This window comes from Nonomuraea sp. NPDC052129 (genome assembly GCF_040680095.1).
Taxonomy (GTDB): Bacteria; Actinomycetota; Actinomycetes; order Streptosporangiales; family Streptosporangiaceae; genus Nonomuraea.
Genome location: NZ_JBFAVX010000001.1, coordinates 578,476 through 595,901, shown reverse-complemented (window position 1 = coordinate 595,901; position 17,426 = coordinate 578,476). Strand labels below are relative to the sequence as shown.

The 17,426-nt window shown below is 68.9% G+C and carries 16 protein-coding genes; 7 read left to right on the top strand and 9 right to left on the bottom strand.

The window, feature by feature from the left end; translation table 11 throughout:
- Positions 1-6: 6 nt before the first annotated feature.
- On the bottom strand, positions 7-483 hold the full coding sequence (locus tag AB0L53_RS02700; RefSeq protein WP_358538422.1) for a YbaK/EbsC family protein: 477 nt from the start codon (positions 481-483) through the stop codon (positions 7-9).
- Between the two features lie 261 nt (positions 484-744).
- On the opposite strand from AB0L53_RS02700, the gene AB0L53_RS02695 reads away from it, so the two are divergent.
- Positions 745-1,425 (top strand): L,D-transpeptidase family protein, encoded by a 681-nt coding sequence (locus AB0L53_RS02695; protein WP_363989273.1) that lies wholly within the window; start codon positions 745-747, stop codon positions 1,423-1,425.
- A 127-nt stretch (positions 1,426-1,552) separates the two neighbouring features.
- Here AB0L53_RS02695 and AB0L53_RS02690 read toward each other — a convergent pair whose 3' ends face one another.
- From AB0L53_RS02690 to AB0L53_RS02680, 3 genes are all read right to left on the bottom strand, one after another.
- Positions 1,553-2,263, bottom strand: coding sequence for a response regulator transcription factor (locus AB0L53_RS02690; protein ID WP_363989269.1), 711 nt, complete (start codon positions 2,261-2,263; stop codon positions 1,553-1,555).
- Positions 2,254-3,558: a histidine kinase gene (locus AB0L53_RS02685; protein WP_363989266.1), complete on the bottom strand. Its 1,305-nt coding sequence runs from the start codon at positions 3,556-3,558 to the stop codon at positions 2,254-2,256. The genes AB0L53_RS02690 and AB0L53_RS02685 overlap by 10 nt, the downstream gene beginning before the upstream one ends.
- 242 nt (positions 3,559-3,800) lie before the next feature.
- Entirely contained in the window at positions 3,801-4,097 is a 297-nt protein-coding gene (locus tag AB0L53_RS02680; RefSeq protein ID WP_363990392.1) for a hypothetical protein, read from the bottom strand.
- Between AB0L53_RS02680 and AB0L53_RS02675 the strand changes: the two genes are divergently transcribed.
- From AB0L53_RS02675 to AB0L53_RS02665, 3 genes are all read left to right on the top strand, one after another.
- Entirely contained in the window at positions 4,033-5,046 is a 1,014-nt protein-coding gene (locus AB0L53_RS02675; RefSeq protein ID WP_363990339.1) for an alpha/beta hydrolase, read from the top strand. The genes AB0L53_RS02680 and AB0L53_RS02675 overlap by 65 nt on opposite strands.
- A gap of 140 nt (positions 5,047-5,186) precedes the next feature.
- Complete coding sequence (locus AB0L53_RS02670) at positions 5,187-7,532, top strand: penicillin acylase family protein (RefSeq protein WP_363989263.1); 2,346 nt, start codon at positions 5,187-5,189, stop codon at positions 7,530-7,532.
- A gap of 11 nt (positions 7,533-7,543) precedes the next feature.
- On the top strand, positions 7,544-8,137 hold the full coding sequence (locus tag AB0L53_RS02665; RefSeq protein ID WP_363989260.1) for a class I SAM-dependent methyltransferase: 594 nt from the start codon (positions 7,544-7,546) through the stop codon (positions 8,135-8,137).
- Here the strand turns inward: AB0L53_RS02665 and AB0L53_RS02660 are convergent.
- The 5 genes from AB0L53_RS02660 to AB0L53_RS02640 are packed head-to-tail and all read right to left on the bottom strand — an operon-like array spanning position 8,130 to position 13,292.
- Positions 8,130-9,014 carry an aldo/keto reductase gene (locus AB0L53_RS02660; RefSeq protein WP_363989257.1) on the bottom strand — a complete coding sequence of 295 codons (885 nt, stop codon included), beginning with the start codon at positions 9,012-9,014 and terminating at the stop codon, positions 8,130-8,132. The genes AB0L53_RS02665 and AB0L53_RS02660 overlap by 8 nt on opposite strands.
- A gap of 21 nt (positions 9,015-9,035) precedes the next feature.
- A complete protein-coding gene (locus tag AB0L53_RS02655) occupies positions 9,036-10,019 on the bottom strand; it encodes an aldo/keto reductase (RefSeq protein WP_363989254.1) in 984 nt (327 codons plus the stop codon).
- Between the two features lie 4 nt (positions 10,020-10,023).
- On the bottom strand, positions 10,024-10,929 hold the full coding sequence (locus AB0L53_RS02650; RefSeq protein ID WP_363989251.1) for a carbohydrate ABC transporter permease: 906 nt from the start codon (positions 10,927-10,929) through the stop codon (positions 10,024-10,026).
- A gap of 21 nt (positions 10,930-10,950) precedes the next feature.
- Positions 10,951-11,868 carry a sugar ABC transporter permease gene (locus AB0L53_RS02645; protein ID WP_363989249.1) on the bottom strand — a complete coding sequence of 306 codons (918 nt, stop codon included), beginning with the start codon at positions 11,866-11,868 and terminating at the stop codon, positions 10,951-10,953.
- Positions 11,865-13,292, bottom strand: coding sequence for a sugar ABC transporter substrate-binding protein (locus tag AB0L53_RS02640; protein ID WP_363989246.1), 1,428 nt, complete (start codon positions 13,290-13,292; stop codon positions 11,865-11,867). Before AB0L53_RS02640 ends, AB0L53_RS02645 begins: the two co-directional genes overlap by 4 nt.
- A 314-nt stretch (positions 13,293-13,606) precedes the next feature.
- On the opposite strand from AB0L53_RS02640, the gene AB0L53_RS02635 reads away from it, so the two are divergent.
- Genes AB0L53_RS02635 through AB0L53_RS02625 form a run of 3 tightly spaced genes read left to right on the top strand, consistent with a single transcriptional unit; the run spans position 13,607 to position 17,405 of the window.
- Positions 13,607-15,352: a glycoside hydrolase family 97 catalytic domain-containing protein gene (locus AB0L53_RS02635; RefSeq protein WP_363989243.1), complete on the top strand. Its 1,746-nt coding sequence runs from the start codon at positions 13,607-13,609 to the stop codon at positions 15,350-15,352.
- Positions 15,349-16,167 (top strand): hypothetical protein, encoded by an 819-nt coding sequence (locus tag AB0L53_RS02630; protein ID WP_363989241.1) that lies wholly within the window; start codon positions 15,349-15,351, stop codon positions 16,165-16,167. Before AB0L53_RS02635 ends, AB0L53_RS02630 begins: the two co-directional genes overlap by 4 nt.
- Entirely contained in the window at positions 16,164-17,405 is a 1,242-nt protein-coding gene (locus AB0L53_RS02625; RefSeq protein WP_363989238.1) for a hypothetical protein, read from the top strand. Before AB0L53_RS02630 ends, AB0L53_RS02625 begins: the two co-directional genes overlap by 4 nt.
- Positions 17,406-17,426 lie beyond the last annotated feature (21 nt).

The window sequence follows — 17,426 nt, the reverse complement described above, 5'->3', positions numbered from 1 at the left end:
CGCACACTACTCGACGTCGACGGGGGTACCACCGGTGATCCGCACCAGCTCATCGAATGTGGTGGGAAAGACCGTGAGCGGATGCCCGCCGGCGGCCCAAACGACCTCGTGCTTGCTCAGCCAGTTGTCCACCAGGGTCCGCACCGGGGCCGGATGCCCGACGGGCGCGACGCCGCCGATCGGCTGGCCCGTCGCCGCCCTGACGAACTCCGGTGTCGCCCGCCGTACCTTCTCGACCCCCGCCGTGCGGGCGATCAGCTCGACGTCGACGCGGTGCGCGCCGCTGGTCATCACGAGGAGCGGCGCACCGTCCGCGTCGAAGATGAGGCTGTTGGCGATGGCGCCGACCTCACAGCCGACCTGCGCGGCGGCAGTGGCCGCAGTGGGGGCTTTTTCCGGCAATACGATGATTTCTCCCTCGGCACCTAGCGCGCGGAGGGCGGATTCCACCAGAACGGCGTTGGCAGGCAACTTCTCAGGCATGGGCACACTCTAAACAGGTTGACCATTGCATTAACCTGACATGGTCCTTTGATCAGAATGTTCATGGTTTGAGAGGTGGTACGGGTGGGGGATCGACGGCTGCCCGGCGTGGCTGCTCTCTTGACGGCTGGCGCCCTAGTCCTGACGGGGTGCGGTACGACCGTCACCCATGCGCGGTCGGCGCCCGCGCCCGCGATCGTTTCCATCACAACGACACCCACGTCCATCACAACGACACCCACGGCGGCGACACCCACCGCGGTGCCGCCGACTGTGGCGGCCTCCGAGGCCGGGCCCACCACGACCGTCGCCGCGCCCAAGAAGACCCTCAAGCTGGGCGCCAAGGGCAAAGCGGTCACCTGGCTGCAGACGCGCCTCAAAGAGCTCGGCTACCGGCCGGGCCGGGCCGACGGCAGCTACGGGGGGTCCACGATGACCGCCGTGTGGGCCTTCCAGAAGGTGAACGGCATCCGGCCCACCAGCACGATCGCCAAGCGCACGTGGACCGCGCTGGAGAACCCCAGGACCCCCAAGGTCCTGGTCAAGAACGGCAAGCCGACCCGCGCCGAGGTCAACCTGACCAAGCAGATCATGGTCCTGTACGTCGACGGCCAGGTGAAGCTGATCACCCACATCTCCTCCGGCAGCGGCGTCCCGTACTGCGAGACGGCGAAGTGGCAGGGCAAGAGCCAGCGCTTCTGCGGCTCGGCCAGGACGCCCACGGGCGACTTCAAGACGACGTGGCGAGCCAAGGGCTGGCACAGGTCGTACCTGGGGCAGCTGTACAACCCGATCTTCTTCAACGGCGGCATCGCGTTCCACGGCGCGCTGTCGGTGCCGCTGTATCCGGCGTCGCACGGGTGCGTGCGGATGCCGATGAACGTGGCGGTCGAGCTGCCCGGACTGCTGGGCAAGGGCGTGCCGGTGCACGTGCGCCGCTAGCCTCGCCGGTGACAGGTCCGTGAGCTTCGGGAAGTTCTCGCCCGAGGTTCGCGGACCTTTCGGCATCCCGGGCCCTGCGGATGATCGTTGTAGGACGGTCTCGGCGTGAGAGGACCGGGTCCGGCGCTTACGACGGCCCCCGCGCGCTCCCGGGCGGCCCGTCAATGGGCGAGCCGGGGGTGATCAGCCCCGTCTCGTACGCCAGCACGACCGCCTGAACCCGGTCCCTGAGGCCGAGCTTGGACAGGATGCGCGCCACGTGGGTCTTCACCGTCGTCGGGCTGAGGCTCAGCCGTTCGGCGAGTTCGGCGTTGCTCAGCCCGGTGGCCAGCAGGCGCAACACCTCCAGCTCTCGGGGCGTCAGCTCCGACAGGTCGCGGTGAACGGCCGCCCTGGCCTCGTCACGGCGGGCGAAGCGTTCGACCAGGCGGCGGGTGATCGACGGGGCGAGCAGGGCGTCACCCGCGCGGACCAGGCGCACCGCGGCCACCAGGTGCTCGGGGGTGACGTCCTTGAGCAGGAACGCGCTGGCCCCCATGGTGAGCGCCGCGTAGACATAGTGATCGAGGTCGTAGGTGGTCAGGATGAGGACGCGGGTCTCGTCCGGGGCGCCTGCCATGATCTGCCGGGTGGCTTCGAGGCCGTCCATCTCCGGCATCCGGATGTCCATCAGCACGACGTCGGGTCGGGTGCGCCGGACCGCGGCGACGGCTTCGGCGCCGTTGGCCGCCTCGGCTGCCACCTCGATGCCGTCGGCGGCGAGAATCATTCCGAATCCGCTGCGTACCAGCGCCTGGTCGTCGGCGATGACCACGCGCAGAGGCTTGGTCACGTCCATGGAAGCCTCGCCTTGATCTGGTAGCCGCCGCCACTCCTTGGTCCCGCCTCCAGGGTGCCGTCGTAGAGCGCGAGGCGTTCGCGTAGCCCGATCAGGCCCCTGCCCTGGCCGTCCACGGTGCGCGTCGCCTGCCTGCCGCCGGTGTCGGTGACCTCGATCTCCAGCCAGTCGCCGTTGTGGCCGATCGTGACGGACGCCGCGGCGCCGGCCGCGTGCTTGATGGTGTTGGTCAAGGCCTCCTGTACGACGCGGTACGCGGCCAGCTCCACCCCCGGCGGCAGCGGGCCGGGCGGGGGAGAGACCTCGACACTGACCGGTATTCCGGCTTCGCGGACCCGTTTGATCAAGGAGTCCAGCTGGTCGAGTCCCGGTTGTGGTTCGAGCCCGTCGGCGCCGCTCACCGCCCGCGCGCTTTCCGGACCGGCGAGCAGACCCATGACGTGGCGGAGTTCGGCCATGGCGGCCCGGCCGCCGGCTTCGACCGCCAGCATGGCCTGCTTCGACCGATCCGGGGCCGTGTCCATGACCTTGCGTGCCGCTCCGGCCTGGATGACCATCACGTTCACATTGTGGGTGACGACGTCGTGGAGTTCGCCGGCGATCCGGGAGCGCTCCACCTCGACGGCCCGGCGCGTGTCCTCCTCCTGAGCCTGCCGCAGTGCGTCGATCTGTCGCCTCCAGAACCGGCCGAAACTCGCGGCGACTCCGGCGCTGAGCAGTACCACGAACGGGCCGAGCCAGCTCGGCAACGGCGGTACGGAGTCCTGGAAGGCCGCGCCGGCCAGGACGGTCGCGAGGACGATGCCGCCCATCGCCAGCACCCGGTAACGACTGTGGGCCACGGCGCCATAGGCGGCGATGGCGAACGTCAGCACGGTGATCCAGGTCGCGTCGTCGGCGGTGGCCAATGCCGCCACCAGTACCACCCCGAAGGTGGTCAGCGGATAAAGCCGCCGTACCGCCAGCGGCAACGCCGTCAGAACCACCAGAAGGGGAAGCGGGCCCGACCGGTCGTCGGCGGGCCGTACCAGAGTGTCGGGCCGGACATCGGCGCTTCGTGGCGGAGGAGCGGGCCGCAGTCGCAAGGGCTCCACCAGGGAGTGCTGCCGCACGTCGAGGCGGTGGAGATCACCGCCGGTCGTGCTCGCCGTAGCGGCCACCGCGACAACGGTCAGGAGGATCGCGAGCAGCAGGTCGGCGAGGAGCGACCGGCGCGAGGGCCGGGCGGGTTTCTGCTCGGGGCGCAGCACATCCAGCCCGAGCTGCCGCCATCCACGTCGTTCGCTCACTGTCACTGATGCATTGTCCCGACTGCGCGGTACGTCCCGCGTCAGCCTCGGTGACCGGGCCCGACATCCTCCAGGAGTACATCGCAGGGATGACCCGGCTGGGGGTCGTCCCCGAGAAGGGGCCGATATCGGCATGACAGACGACGCGGGCGAATCTCCCGCGCGCATAGCTTGCTTGCTGCCATCGGCCGCCTGTGGAACCTCCATCGAGGCTGCCGCTCCCACCCGGAAGGACACCAGTTCATGGGTCATGTGATGAATCCGACGCCGCGCCGAGGCGTCATCGCCATCGCGGCTCTGCTCGCCTTCGCGGCCGTCACCTCCTGCGCTCCCGCGGCCGGGCCGGTCCGATCCGACGGCCCCGCGCGCACGACGTCGCCGAACCCCGCCAGGCCCGCCTCCGCTGGTCTGGCGTCTGTCCGGAGCGGCACGCCGTACCTCCCCAAGCCGACCGGGTCCCAGCCGGTCGGCACCACGTCCTTGTACCTCAAGGACACCTCCCGCGCCGACCCCTGGGTGCCCAGCGTGAAGGCGCGGGAACTCATGGTCTCCTTGTGGTACCCGGCGAAGTCCCGCGGCCGAATGCCGGCCCCGTACATGACGCCCAAGGAATCCGAACTTCTCATGAAGGATGGGGAGATAACCGATCTGCCGCTCGACCTGCTGAGCAAGACGCGGACCAACGCGACCACCGACGCCGAACCCGCGGGTCATCGGCGCGGACTGCCGCTGGTGGTGCTCTCCACTGGCTTCACCGAGCCACGGAGCTCGCTCACCGCACTGGCCGAGGACCTGGCGAGCAGAGGATACGCGGTGGTCTCCATCGGCCACACGTACGAGACCGCGACGAGTTTCCCCGGGGGCCGGATCACCACCTGCGTGGCCTGCGAGGTCAAGGAGAAGGACCAGGCATTCTGGGACAAGGTTGGCGCGACCCGAGCGGCCGACGTGTCCTTCGTGCTGGACGCACTGACGCGCGCACACCCCAAATGGAAGAGCGCCGCGCTGATCGACCCGTCCAGAATCGCGATGGCCGGTCACTCGGCGGGCGGCGCGAGCGCGGTGGGCGCCATGCTCAAGGACCCGAGGGTACGCGCCGGGATCGACATCGACGGCACCGCGTTCGTCCCGGTTCCGAAGAGCGGGTTGTCGCGGCCGTTCCTCTTCCTGGGCACGCAGGCGAAACACAGCCCGGGCGGAAAGGACGTCTCGTGGGACGGCGTCTGGCAGAACCTGACGGGATGGAAGCGCTGGCTCGTGGTGGCGGGGGCGGAGCACGTCTCGTTCACCGACATCGCCGTGCTAGGCGAACAGATCGGCATCTACCGCAACACCGGCCTGCCCCCTGCCCGTTCCATGGCGATCACCCGCACGTACGTGGCGGCGTTCTTCGACCTGCACCTGCGCGCGAAGCCGCAGCCGCTGTTCGACGAACGGTCACCTCGTTTCCCCGAAGTCAAGCTGTGTGACGTCGAGCAGAAGACGTGCGCCTAGAACCCCTACTCAACCCCTACAGATGAGGGGCGGAGGGCTTTTTCCGCCGCTGTGCCCCCTAAATATCCCGACTTCCCTGGCCGAAATCATCGCAGGCGTCCTGTCATGGAGTCCCGGACCCCACCGAGAGGTGCTGTGCCATGCGGAGACGCCTGCGTGCCGGAGCGGCGCTGGCCGCCGTCCTTGTGCTGAGCCTGACGGCGCCGCCCGTCGTGGCGCAGTCACGGCAGGCCACGGAGCAGGTCGTCCCGGGGCTCAGGCAGCCGGTCGAGCTGGTGGTGGACGAGTGGGGTGTGCCGCACATCTACGCCCAGAACACCGACGACCTCTTCCTCGCCCAGGGATTCAACGCCGCCCGGGACCGGCTGTTCCAGATCGACCTCTGGCGGCGCCGCGGCCTGGGAGAGCTCTCCGCGGTGTTCGGCTCCGCCTACATGGAGCAGGACAAGGCGACGAGGATGTTCCTGTATCGCGGGAACATGGACCGGGAATGGGCGAGCTACGGCCCCGGAGCCAAACAGGCGGCGACCCGTTTCACCGAGGGCGTCAACGCCTACGTACGGTGGCTCGAACGGAATCCGGACCGCATGCCGCCCGAGTTCCGGCAACTCGGATACGCGCCCGCGCTCTGGCGGCCGGAGGACGTGGTGCGGATCAGAAGCCACGGCATCTCCAAGAACGTCTTCAGCGAGGTGCTCCGCTCACTCATCGTCTGCGCGGGCGGAATCGAGGCCGCCGGAGCCCTGTGGCAGCTGGAACCCGAACACACCACGAGCCTGCCCAAAGGGCTCGATCCCTGCTCCGTGCCCGTGGACGTGCTGCGGACCTACGATCTGGCCACGCGGGGCGTGGTCTTCCAGAACGGCGCGCTACGCCTGGCCCCTGCCGACCCAGCGGCCGGCGAGGGCAGCAACAGCTGGGCGGTCTCGCCGGGCCGCTCCGCGACGGGCCGTCCCATCCTGGCCAGCGACCCGCACCGGTCGCTGACGGCGCCCTCCCTGCGCTACATGGCCCATCTGTCGGCGCCCGGGATCGACGTCATCGGGGCCGGTGAACCCGCGCTTCCAGGGATCTCGATCGGGCACAACGGCACGGTCGCGTTCGGCCTGACCATCTTCGGCACCGACCAGGAAGACCTCTACGTCTACCAGCTCGATCCCGCCGACCCGGGCAGGTACCGGTACGGCGACGGCTGGGAGCGCTTCACGACGATCACCGAGAAGGTGCCGGTCGCGGGCGGCTCGCCGGTCGACGTGGAGTTGCCGTTCACCAGGCACGGTCCCGTGCTCAAGATCGACAAGCAGCGCAACCTCGCGTACGCCCTGCGCACCACCTGGCTGGAGCCCGGCACGTCCCCTTACTTCGGCAGCCTGACGTACATGGGCGCCCGCGACTTCAAGCAGTTCGCGGCGGCCATGAGCACCTGGGGTGGCCCGCCCGAGAACCAGGTGTACGCCGACACCTCCGGCAACATCGGCTGGGTGCCCGGCGGCCTCACCCCCCGGCGCAACGGCTATGACGGCCTGTTGCCCGTGCCGGGCGACGGCCGCTACGAATGGAAGGGCTTCTACGACGGCGCCCGACTGCCCCGCTCCTACAACCCGCCGCGGGGGCTGATCTCTTCGGCGAACGAGTTCGACCTTCCGGCGAACCACCCGGTCCAGGTGGGGTTCGAGTGGGATCCTCCCTACCGCAAACAGCGGATCGACGAAGTGCTCGCGGCGAGCCCGCGGAATTCCCTCGACGACTCGATCCGCTTGCAGGCCGACAAGGTGTCCAAGCCCGCGCAGCGGATCGTGCGCGTGCTCGCCGGCCTGACGAGCGCGGATCCGGACACCCAGCGGGCGCTGGCGCTGCTCCGGCCCTGGGGCGGGGCGACGGACGCGGACTCGCCGGAGGCGACCCTGTTCGAGCCGTGGTTCTCGCGTCATCTGGTGCCCGCCTTCCGCCGCGCGGTCCTGCCGCCGGCGGTGGCGGACGCCATCCCCGTCCTCGACGTCCGCGTGCTGATCGACGCGCTGGAGAACCCGGAACGCTGGTTCGGGACCGAAGGTAAGGCCGTGCGGGACGACCTGCTGGCCACGACACTGGCCGCCGCCTACCGCGAGGTCGCCGGGCGGCTCGGTGCCGACCCGCGGCTGTGGACGTGGGGCGCGCTGCAGTACACGGAGTTCACCAGCCCCGTCGGCGCGAACGTGGGTCCCTTCCCCCGGGGCGGCTCGGCGTACACGGTGGACGCCTCCTCCTACAACGCCGCCACCTACCAGCAGACGTCCGGAGCGTCGTTCAAGATGGTGCTCGACGTCGGCAAGTGGGACGACTCCCGCGCGGTCAACGCCCCCGGCCAGTCCGGCGATCCGCGGAGCCCGCACTATCGGGATCTGGCGGAGCGCTGGCGGACGAGCGACTACTTCCCGCTCCTGTACAGCCGCGCCCAGGTGCAGCGGTACGCCGAAAGCACGATCAAGCTGCTTCCGCAGCGTTAGCTTTGCGTGTCATGTCGTTCAGTCACAATGACCACTATCATCCGCTTCTACTCAAGCAGATCCCCGAGGGCGCCGGGACCGCCCTGGACGTGGGCTGCGGGACCGGGCTGTTCGCGCGGCGGCTGGCCGCGCGGGGGCTGGTGGTCGACGCGGTCGACTCCTCCGCCGAGGCCGTCGAGGCGGCCCGCTCGATCCCGGGTCCCGTCCGGTATGAGCAGGCCGACATCGCGGTGGCGGAGCTGCCGCGCGGAAAGTACGACTTCGTCTCGTGCCTGGCCAGCATCCACCATGTGCCCTTCGAGACGGTCAGCCGGTTACGCGGATCGCTCGCGCCCGGTGGGGTGCTCGCGATCCTCGGCTGCTATCGGGAGAGCACGCCCGCGGACTACGCGGTCAGCCTGTGCGCGGCGCCGGTGAACGCGGTCGCGCGGCTCCTTTCGGCGACCCGGCCGCAGGAGGAGGCTCCCACCGAGATGGTGGTCGCCAAGGCCATGATGACGCTGCCGGAGATCACCGCCGAGGCGGCGACGCTGCTGCCCGGAGCCTCGATCCGCCGCCTGCTGTTCTGGCGCTACCTGCTCGTCTACAAGGAACCGATCAGCTAGGTCCCAGGTCCTGCCACAGGGCGTCGGGTATGGAATGGCGCAGGGCGGCCAGGTTGGCGGTGACCTGGTCTGGTTCGTGGGCGCCGACCAGGATCGAGTGCACCGCGGGATGCCGGAACGGGAACTGCAGGGCAGCGGCCGTGATCGGGACCTCGTGCTCCTGACACGCCGCCGCGATCCGCCGCACCTCCTCGGAGGCGTCGGCCGACGGGCCGGCCAGCTCGCCGCGGTGCAGCAGGCTGGCCGCGACGACGGGGATGGCGCGCTCCCGGCACAGGGGCAACAGCTCCTCGAACGCCGACCGGCGCAGCAGCGTGCACTGGTTGGCGGCGAGCAGGAGGTCCGGGTCGGCGCGCTTGACGAAGTCGACGAGCATCCGCGACTGGTTCATGCCGACGCCGATCGCGCGCACCACACCCTGAGCGCGCAGGTCCGCCAGGGCGGGGTAGGCCTCGTCCAGGGCCTGCGGCCAGTGGTGGTCAGGGTCGTGGATGAGCAGGATGTCGATCCGGTCCAGGCCGAGGCGCTCCAGGGAGTCCGAGACGCTGCGCAGGACGCCGTCGCGGGTGAAATCCCACTCGACGTGCCGATCGTCGGGCACCGCGAAGATGCCCGCCCCGGGCGACCCGTTGGCGCCGGGCCGGACCAGGCGGCCGACCTTGGTCGACAGGAGGTACTCCGACCGGGGGCGGTCGCGCAACGCCTTGCCCAGGCGCTGCTCGGCCAGGCCGAAGCCGTAGAACGGGGCGGTGTCGAAGTAGCGGACCCCGGCCGCCCAGGCTGTGTCGATGACGGCCTGGGCCTGGGCGTCGGAGATGGGATGGAGGTAGTTCCCAAGGGGTCCGCCGCCCAGGCCCACCCTGGGAAGGGCTATCACGCCGGCGCCAGATGAAGCCTGCTACGCATCGACACCCGCTTCCTTGGCGGCTCGGTCGATCTGGGACAGTTCGTCGTCGGTAAAGTCGAGCCGGTCGACGGCCGCGACGTTCGCCGCCAGCTGCTCGGGGCTCGACGCGCCCACGAGGACCGACGTGATACGCGGGTCCCGCAGGGCCCAGGCCAGCGCCAGCTGGGCCACCGACTGCCCGCGGGCCGAGGCGAGCTCGCCCAGGGCGCGGACGAAGGCCAGCATCTCCGGCGTCACCCGGTCGGCCGTGAGGAAGCGGCCCTCGGCCGCCCGCGAGTCCGCCGGGATGCCGTTCAGGTAGCGGTCGGTCAGCAGGCCCTGCGCCAGCGGCGAGTAGACGACGCAGCCCATGCCCTCCTGCTCCAGCACGCCCAGCAGCGACTCCTCGATGCCCCGCCTGACCATCGAGTACACCGGCTGGTGCACCACCAGCGGGGTGCCGAGCTCGCGCATCAGCCGGGCGGCCGCCGCCGTACGCTCGGGGGAGAAGTTGGAGACCCCGGCGTAGAGGACGCGGCCGGTGCGCACCATGTGGTCGAGCGTGCTCACCTGCTCTTCCAGCGGCGTCTCCTCGTCGTCGCGGTGCAGGTAGAAGATGTCCACGAAGTCCAGGCCGAGCCGGTCCAGCGAGCGGTCGAGCGTGGCCAGCAGGTGCTTGCGTGAGTTGCCCTTGCCGTAGGGGCCGTCCCACATGGGGTTGCTGCCCTTGGTGGTGACCACGATCTCGTCGCGGTGGCCACGCAGGTCCTGACGGAAGATCGTGCCGAACGTCGACTCGGCGGCCCCGAGCGGCGGGCCGTACCTGTCGGCGATGTCGAAATGGGTGATGCCAAGGTCGAGCGCCTTGTGCAGGATCGCCCGCTGGCTGTCCAGCGGCTTGCCGCCGCCGAAGTTGTGCCACAGGCCCAGCGAGACCGCGGGCAGTCGCAGACCGCTGCGGCCACATCTCCTGTACGGCTGGCGTTCGTAGTTCAACAGCTCACCTTCCCGCTATTCCGGTCAGCGTCACGCCCCGGATGAACGTTTTCTGGGCAATGAAGAACAGTACGACAATCGGCATCATCGCGATGATCGAGACGGCCATCATCTGGTTGTACTGAGTGGCGTACTGGCCGGAGAACATCCCGAGGCCCAGCGGGATGGTGAACTTCTCGGTGGTCCGCAGGTAGATCACCGACTCCAGATACTGGTTCCAGTTGCCGACGAACGAGAACAGCATGATCGCGGCCAGCGCCGGCTTCGACAGCGGAAGCATGATCTTCCACAGGATCCGCCACTCCGACGCGCCGTCGATCCGGGCCGCGTCGATGAGCTCCTGCGGGATCGTGGTGAAGAACTGGCGCAGCAGGAAGATGTACAGCGCCACCCCGAAGAACTCCGGCACGATCAGCGGCAGGTAGGTGTCCACCCAGCCCAGCTTGGCGAACAGGATGTACTTCGGGACCAGCGTGATCTCGCGCGGGATCATCATCGTGCCCAGCATGAGCGCGAACAGGAAGGCGCCGAGCCGGGCCCGCATCCTGGCGAAGGCGTAGGCGGGCAGGACGCACGAGATCAGGTTGCCGGCCATCGACAGGGCGGTGATCAGGACGGTGTTGAGCAGGAACCGGGTGAAGGGCAGGTTCCCGCTCCAGCCTCGGGTGTAGTTCTCGAAATGGAAGGCGTCAGGCAGGAACTGGGGCGGGAAGGCCAGGTTCTCCGCGTCCGACTTCAGCGACGTCGTCACCATCCAGAGGAACGGCAGCAGGAACACGCCGGTGGCCGCGATGAGCAGCACGTACGCGCCCACCCGCTGGGCCCGTCTGATGCGCTCGGCCTGACCGGCGGTCATGGCGGCGCGCCCCGGCCGCCGGATGTCGGGGGCGGCCTTCGTCTCGACCAGCATCCCGGCCCTCCTCTCGAAAGATCAGTTGAACTCGTAGTGGACCCAGCGCCTGGCCAGGCCGAACTGGATCAGGGTGACGATGATGACGATCAGGAACATGGCCCAGGACAGCGCGGCGGCGTAGCCCATGTCGAAGAACACGAACGCCTGCCGGTAGATGTAGAGCCCGAGCACCATGGTGGAGTTGGCCGGGCCGCCCTCGGTCATGATGAGGATCAGCGTGTACGCCTGGATGCTCGCGATGAAGCCCGTCACCACGTTGAAGAAGATCACCGGCGACATCATCGGCACCGTGACGCTCCAGAACCTGCGCCACCAGCCGGCGCCGTCGATCTCCGCGGCCTCGTACAGCGTGGCCGGGATGCCCTGCAGGCCGGCCAGGTAGATGACGATGGTGTTGCCCGCGCCCCAGACGCTCATCAGGATGAGGGCCGGCATCGCCCACTCCGTCGAGCCGAGCCACGGCGGGCCCGAGATGCCGATCATCGCCAGCAGCTTGTTGATCAGGCCGAAGTCGGGATGCAGGATGTTCAGCCACAGCAGCGCGGTCGCCACACCCGACACCACCGACGGCAGGTACATCACCGTGCGGAACAACCCCTGGAAGCGCAGCGGCTGGTTGAGCAGCAGCGCCAGCGCGAAGGTGAAGACGACGCCCAGCACCACCGCGCCCAGGCCGTAGTAGAACGTGTTGACGATCGAGTCCCAGAACTCCGGGTCGTTGACCATCTTCTGGTAGTTGGCCAGGCCCGCCCAGGTGGGGCTGCGCAGCAGGTTCCAGTCGGTGAAGCTGATCGCGATCGAGGCGAGGATCGGCCCGCCGCTGAAGAAGACGAACCCGATTACCCACGGCGAGACGAACAGATGGAAGCGCCGGGCCTCGCGGCGGGCCAGTGTGCTCTGGCCGCGCCGCGAGAAGACGGCGGCGACAGCGCTCATGCGATCTTGTTCTCGGCCAGCAGCGGGGTGATCTTGTCGGTGATCTCCTTCAGACCGCTCGCCAGATCGGTCTTGCCGATCATGACCCGCTCCCAGATGGGCTTGGCCGTCTCGACGACCTTCTTGTTGGCGGGCAGCTTGAGCACGCCGTCGCCGGTGCCGTACTCCTTCATGGCGCTCTTGACGGTCTCGACGACGTCCTTGGGGATGCCGAGCGCCTCGGCGTTCGGCTCCCAGGCCGACTGTCGGGCCGGGGCGCTGATGCGGCGGAACTGCTGCCCGGTCGAGGAGAGGTACTCGTTGAGGTAGATCCAGGCCGCGTCCTTCTGCGGTGACTTGGCGTACATGGCCAGGGCGCTGCCGATGACCGGCGTGAAGCGGCCCTTCGGGCCCTTGGGCGTGGGAGCGACGCCCCACTTGAACGCCGTCTGCTTGGCCAACTCGGTCAGGATCCACGCGCCGTTGATCGTCATCGCCGCGTGCCCGACCTTGAACGGCTCCACCTTCTCCAGCACCTGGTTGAGCTCGGCCAGGCTCGGTACGGCCTTGTCCTTGTTGAGCAGGTCGAGCCACATGCCGAAGACCTTCTGCGCCTCCGGCTGGGAGATCATGGAGACCGACTCGTCGGCGTTCAGGTAGCGCCCGCCGTACTGCGCCAGGGCGCGCGGCGTGATGTCGGGCTCGGGCAGCAGCATCGGGGTGAAGCCGTAGACCTTCTCGGCGCCGGAGCCGCTGGTGAGCTTCCTGGCGACCTCCATCATCTTCTCGACGGTCCACGACTCGTCGGGGTACTTCTCGCCGGCCTTGTCGAAGACGTCCTTGTTGTAGAAGAGCAGCTTGGGCGCCATGTCCGTCGGCAGGCCGAACAGCTTGCCGTCACGCTCGTAGTAGCCGAGCGCGTTCACCGGCAGGTCCTGCTTGTCGAACTCGGGCGTCTTGGCGATGAACTCGTCCAGCGGCTGGAAGATGTCGTTGGCGATGAAGTTCTGGGCCCAGCTGTAGTGCGTGTACATCACGTCGGGCATGGAGCCGCCCGCCGCCTGGGCCATGTACTTGGTGAGGTAGGAGTCGAACTGCGAGGTCTCGCGCTTGATCTCGATGTTCGGGTGGCGCTTGTGGAAGAAGAAGTCGAACTGCGCGTTGCGTACTTCGGCGATCACGTCCGCGGTGATCGCCACCGTCAGCGTCACCTTCGACGCCGGGTCGGCCACCTGGGTCGTCGGCCATTTCAGCGCGTTGTTGAGCTGCTCGGCCTCCTCGAACGGCCAGGTGTCGTTGCCGGGCCGGTTCGGGTCCAGCGTCGGCACGCCGGATTTCGTGGGCGCCGCGGCCTGCCGCTGCTGACGGGTGTCGCCCGCGCAGGCGGACAGCATGGGCACGGTCGCCGCGGCCACCGCGAGGGCCAGCATCTGGCGCCGGTTCATCTCCATGGGGGGTGGGCCTTTCAGAGAAAGAGCTCGATCACTGCTATCGCCACGTCCGGCGCTGGAATTCGGCCAGCCGAGCGGGAGAGATCCGATGTGTGGATCCGTCATCGTCCGATGCGCGAGGCATGGCCGTACCGTAGACCTGGTAATTAACTTCGTCAAGAATTGAATTGCAAGCGCTTGCAACCTAGGCTCAGGCACGTTGTGAGGAGCTCAGTGGGGTCGGCGTCGGCCGCCCTGCTCGAGCCGGCGGGCCCGAGCGGGTTGCCGATGAGTTCGGCTCACTCCTCCTATCTCTGCTTGGAGGCCCTGTGTCGCAATGGACGCTCAGTGACGAAGACCTGGAAGTCGCGATCGCGCTCTCGGCCGATGGCGAGCCGACCCTGGAGGTGCGGCGCGACGGCCGGGTGGTGGTGCGGCCGTCCAGGCTGGGCCTGCGGGCCGCGCACGAGGACCTGAGCACCGGCCTGGCCTTCGACGGGATGTCGTCCAGGCAGGTGACGGAGTCCTATGAGACGGTGACCGGCAAGCGGCGCGAGCACCTGTACGCGGCCAAGGAGTGGACGCTGTCGTTCACCAAGGGCGCGCACCGGCTCCACCTGGAGGTGCGGATCGGCGGCCACGGCGTGGCCTACCGGTACGTGGTGCCGTGGACCGGACCGGTGACGGTAATTGACGAAATTTCGGAGTATGTGGTGCCGAGGGAGGCCCGTGCGGTGCTCCTGCCGTACGAGAACGGGCGCTGCGACTACGAGGAGATCCACCGGCACGGCCCGGTCGCCGACGCCGAGCCCATCCTGTACGGCTACCCGTCGCTCTTCCAGATCGGCGACACCTGGCTGCTGGTGACCGAGTCGAACCTGGACAGCGGCTACGCGGGCACCCGGCTGCGCTTCGACGGCCACGCCTTCCGCCTCGACCTGCCCGACCCCTACGTGACGGCGGCCAGCCCGCTCGTCACCCCGTGGCGCACGATGATCATCGGTGAGCTGGCCACGATCGTCGCCAGCGACCTGGTGACCAGCCTGGCGGCGCCCTCGGAGGTGGCGGACACCTCGTGGATCCGGCCCGGCGCGGCGGCCTGGTCGTGGTGGTCCGACGGCCCCTCCACCCGTGATCTGGAGGAGCAGAAGCGCTGGGTCGACTTCGCCGCCGCGCACGGCTGGCCGTACGTGCTGGCCGACGCCGGCTGGAACAAGCAGTGGATGCCCGAGCTGATCGCCTACGCCGCGGCCAGGAACGTCGGCGTCTGGCTCTGGTCGCACTGGCAGCACGTCGACACCGAGCTGGAGCACCGCGAGAAGCTCGCGCTCTGGAAGGAGTGGGGCGCCGTCGGCGTGAAGATCGACTTCACCGAGTCCGACGGCCAGGACCGGATGCGCTGGTTCGACGCCATCCTGGCCGCCACCGCCCGGCTGAAGCTCATGGTCGTCTTCCACGGCGGCACGATCCCGCGCGGCACCGAGCGCACCTGGCCGCAGTTCATGACCGCGGAGGCGGTCAAGGGCGCCGAGTGGATCAAGCCGAAGCCCGGCAAACTGCCGCTCTACCCGCCCGCGCACTACCTGTCGCTCGCGTTCACCCGCAACGTGCAGGGCCCGATGGACTTCACCCCGTGCACGTTCACCGCGGTCCGCACCATCTCCGCCGGATTCGAGCTCGCGCTATCCGTGATCTTCGAATCGGGCGTCCAGCACTTCGCCGACGGCATCGAGGCCTACGAGGCCAGGCCCGAGGCGCTGCGGCTGCTGTCCGGCGTCCCCACCGCATGGGACGACACGCGGCTGCTGTCCGGCGACCCCGCCGACCACATCCTGCTGGCCAGGAGGAGCGGCGGCGAATGGTACGTCGGCGCGGGCGTGTCGGGCGAGGCCCGCACGCTCACCGTGCCGCTCGACTTCCTGGACGAAGGGGAGTGGACGGCCGAGATCTACCGGGACGCCCCCGACGACGGCATCCTCGCCGAGACGGCGACGGTATCGGCCGGGGGCAAGCTCGACCTCGCCGTATCCCCCAACGGCGGGTTCACCCTCCATCTGAGGAGACAGACCTCATGATCAAGCGCCTGAGCGGCACCCTCGCCGCCGTCACCCTCGTCTCTTTATCGGCGATACCCGCCTCCGCCTCGACCTCCACCGCCGCGGCCGTCTGGACGCAGCGCTGGAACCCCAACCCGGCCAGTCAGACGGTCGCCCAGGCCTTCGAGGGCATCGAGGACGACCGCTCCGACTCCCACTCCGGCGTCACCCACATCTACGTCTCCGGCGACGCCTACCGCTTCGACATGCACACCCAGGACCGCGACGGCGACGACCGGCAGCGCAACGAGGTCAAGGGCATGCGGACGAGCAGCAGCTCGTACATCAAGATCCTCAAGAACCAGGTCTGGCGCATCTCCTACCAGCTGTACATCCCGACCTCGCTCGACGCGACCAGCTCCTTCACCCACATCGCGCAGATGAAGGTGCCCGGCTCCGGCGCGCCCCTCTACACGATGTCGCTGCCCATCTCGGGCGGCACCCCGAAGATCAACGTCCGCTACTGGGACGAGGACGAGCAGACGCACGAGGTCGGCAACACCAACCTGAACCCCATCCAGGGCAAGTGGCTCGACACCACCTTCGAGTTCAAGGCCGCCGACAACGGCTACCTGCGCTGGACGCTCAAGGACGGCTCGACGACGCTGGTCGACAAGCGCCTGGACAACACCGACCTCTGGCGCGCCGACACCGACTACCTCCGCCCCAAGTGGGGCATCTACCGCAGCATCAAGAGCTCCGGCCTGCAGAACACGTACCTGCTGGTCAGAAACCTGCGCGCCGAACAGCAGACCGCCAGCGCGGCCGACACCGACGAGGTACCCAACCCGTGAAGAAGTACGGCGCCCGCCTGGCGGGCGCGCTCGCCACGCTCGCCCTGATCGCGACCGCCACCCCCGCGGTGGCGGCGCGCACCCCCACCCCGTCGGAGGGGCCGTCGCAGACCCAGACGGCCCGGCCACCGCGCTGGGAGCTGCGCTGGGACCCGAGCGTCAAGAAGGACGGTGTCCAGGCGTTCGAGGCGCTGGAGGACGACCGGCGCGGCTCCCACCCCGAGGGCCTGCCGCACGTCTCCACCGACAAGGACGCCTGGCGCTTCACCGCCCACCTGGAGGACCGCGACGGCTCCGACCGCATGCGCAACGAGGTACGCGGCATGCGCGACGGCAAGGGCGCCCCGCTGGAGATCCGCAAGGACGAGACCTGGCGGATCAGCTACCGCATGTACATCCCGGACACCCTCGACGCGACCACCTCCTTCACCCACATCTGGCAGCTCAAGAACTCCGACGTCGGCACCCCGATCGCGCAGATCTCGCTGCCGGTCATCGGGGGCGTGCAGAAGATCGCGGCCCGCTACTGGACGCTGCCGGACAACACCTCGCACGACTTCGCCACCGCCGACCTGGAACCGATCCAGAACAAGTGGGTGACCACCACGCTGGAGTTCAAGTCGAGCGACGACGGCTACATGCGCTGGACCCTGTCGGACGGCCGCCGGACGATCGCCGACCAGAAGATCGAGCACATCGACCTGTGGTGGACCCAGGAGCAGTACAACCGGCCCAAGTGGGGCATCTACCGCAGCATCAAGAGCGCCGGGCTGCAGGAGACGTACCTGCTGGTCAAGGACCTCAAGGCGTGGCAGCTCGGCCCGGCGACGCCGCCGGTCAAGCTCCCGGCGCCGGACCGGAGCCCGGGCGCCTATGAGGCCGAGCGGGTGGGCAACGTGTGGGAGGGCGCGGCCGAGCCCGCCTACTGCGCGGTCTGCTCGGGCGGCAGGAAGGTGATCCTCATCGGCGGCAACGTCTACGACTACGCCGTGGTCAAGGGCGTGCTGTCGGAGACCACCGGCACCCGGCGGATGACCGTGCACGCGCTGGTGGACGGCGCGCAGACGTTCGCGGTCAGCGTCAACGGGGCCGACTCCATCCAGGTGCCGATGACCGGGACCAAGGACACCGTGACGACCACGACCGTGCCGGTGGACCTGGTGGCCGGGGTCAACACGATCCGGTTCTTCGGCCTGACGGCCAGGGGTCCCGAGCTGGACAAGATCGTCATCAGCTGAGCCCGTACGGCCCACGTCCTG

Coding starts and splice junctions, on each gene's coding strand:
- AB0L53_RS02640 (WP_363989246.1), bottom strand. CDS start 13,292: ATGAACCGGCGCCAGATGCTGGCCCTCGCGGTGGCCGCGGCGACCGTG.
- AB0L53_RS02645 (WP_363989249.1), bottom strand. CDS start 11,868: ATGAGCGCTGTCGCCGCCGTCTTCTCGCGGCGCGGCCAGAGCACACTG.
- AB0L53_RS02690 (WP_363989269.1), bottom strand. CDS start 2,263: ATGGACGTGACCAAGCCTCTGCGCGTGGTCATCGCCGACGACCAGGCG.
- AB0L53_RS02630 (WP_363989241.1), top strand. CDS start 15,349: ATGATCAAGCGCCTGAGCGGCACCCTCGCCGCCGTCACCCTCGTCTCT.
- AB0L53_RS02670 (WP_363989263.1), top strand. CDS start 5,187: ATGCGGAGACGCCTGCGTGCCGGAGCGGCGCTGGCCGCCGTCCTTGTG.
- AB0L53_RS02680 (WP_363990392.1), bottom strand. CDS start 4,097: ATGAGTTCCCGCGCCTTCACGCTGGGCACCCAGGGGTCGGCGCGGGAG.
- AB0L53_RS02650 (WP_363989251.1), bottom strand. CDS start 10,929: ATGCTGGTCGAGACGAAGGCCGCCCCCGACATCCGGCGGCCGGGGCGC.
- AB0L53_RS02665 (WP_363989260.1), top strand. CDS start 7,544: ATGTCGTTCAGTCACAATGACCACTATCATCCGCTTCTACTCAAGCAG.
- AB0L53_RS02700 (WP_358538422.1), bottom strand. CDS start 483: ATGCCTGAGAAGTTGCCTGCCAACGCCGTTCTGGTGGAATCCGCCCTC.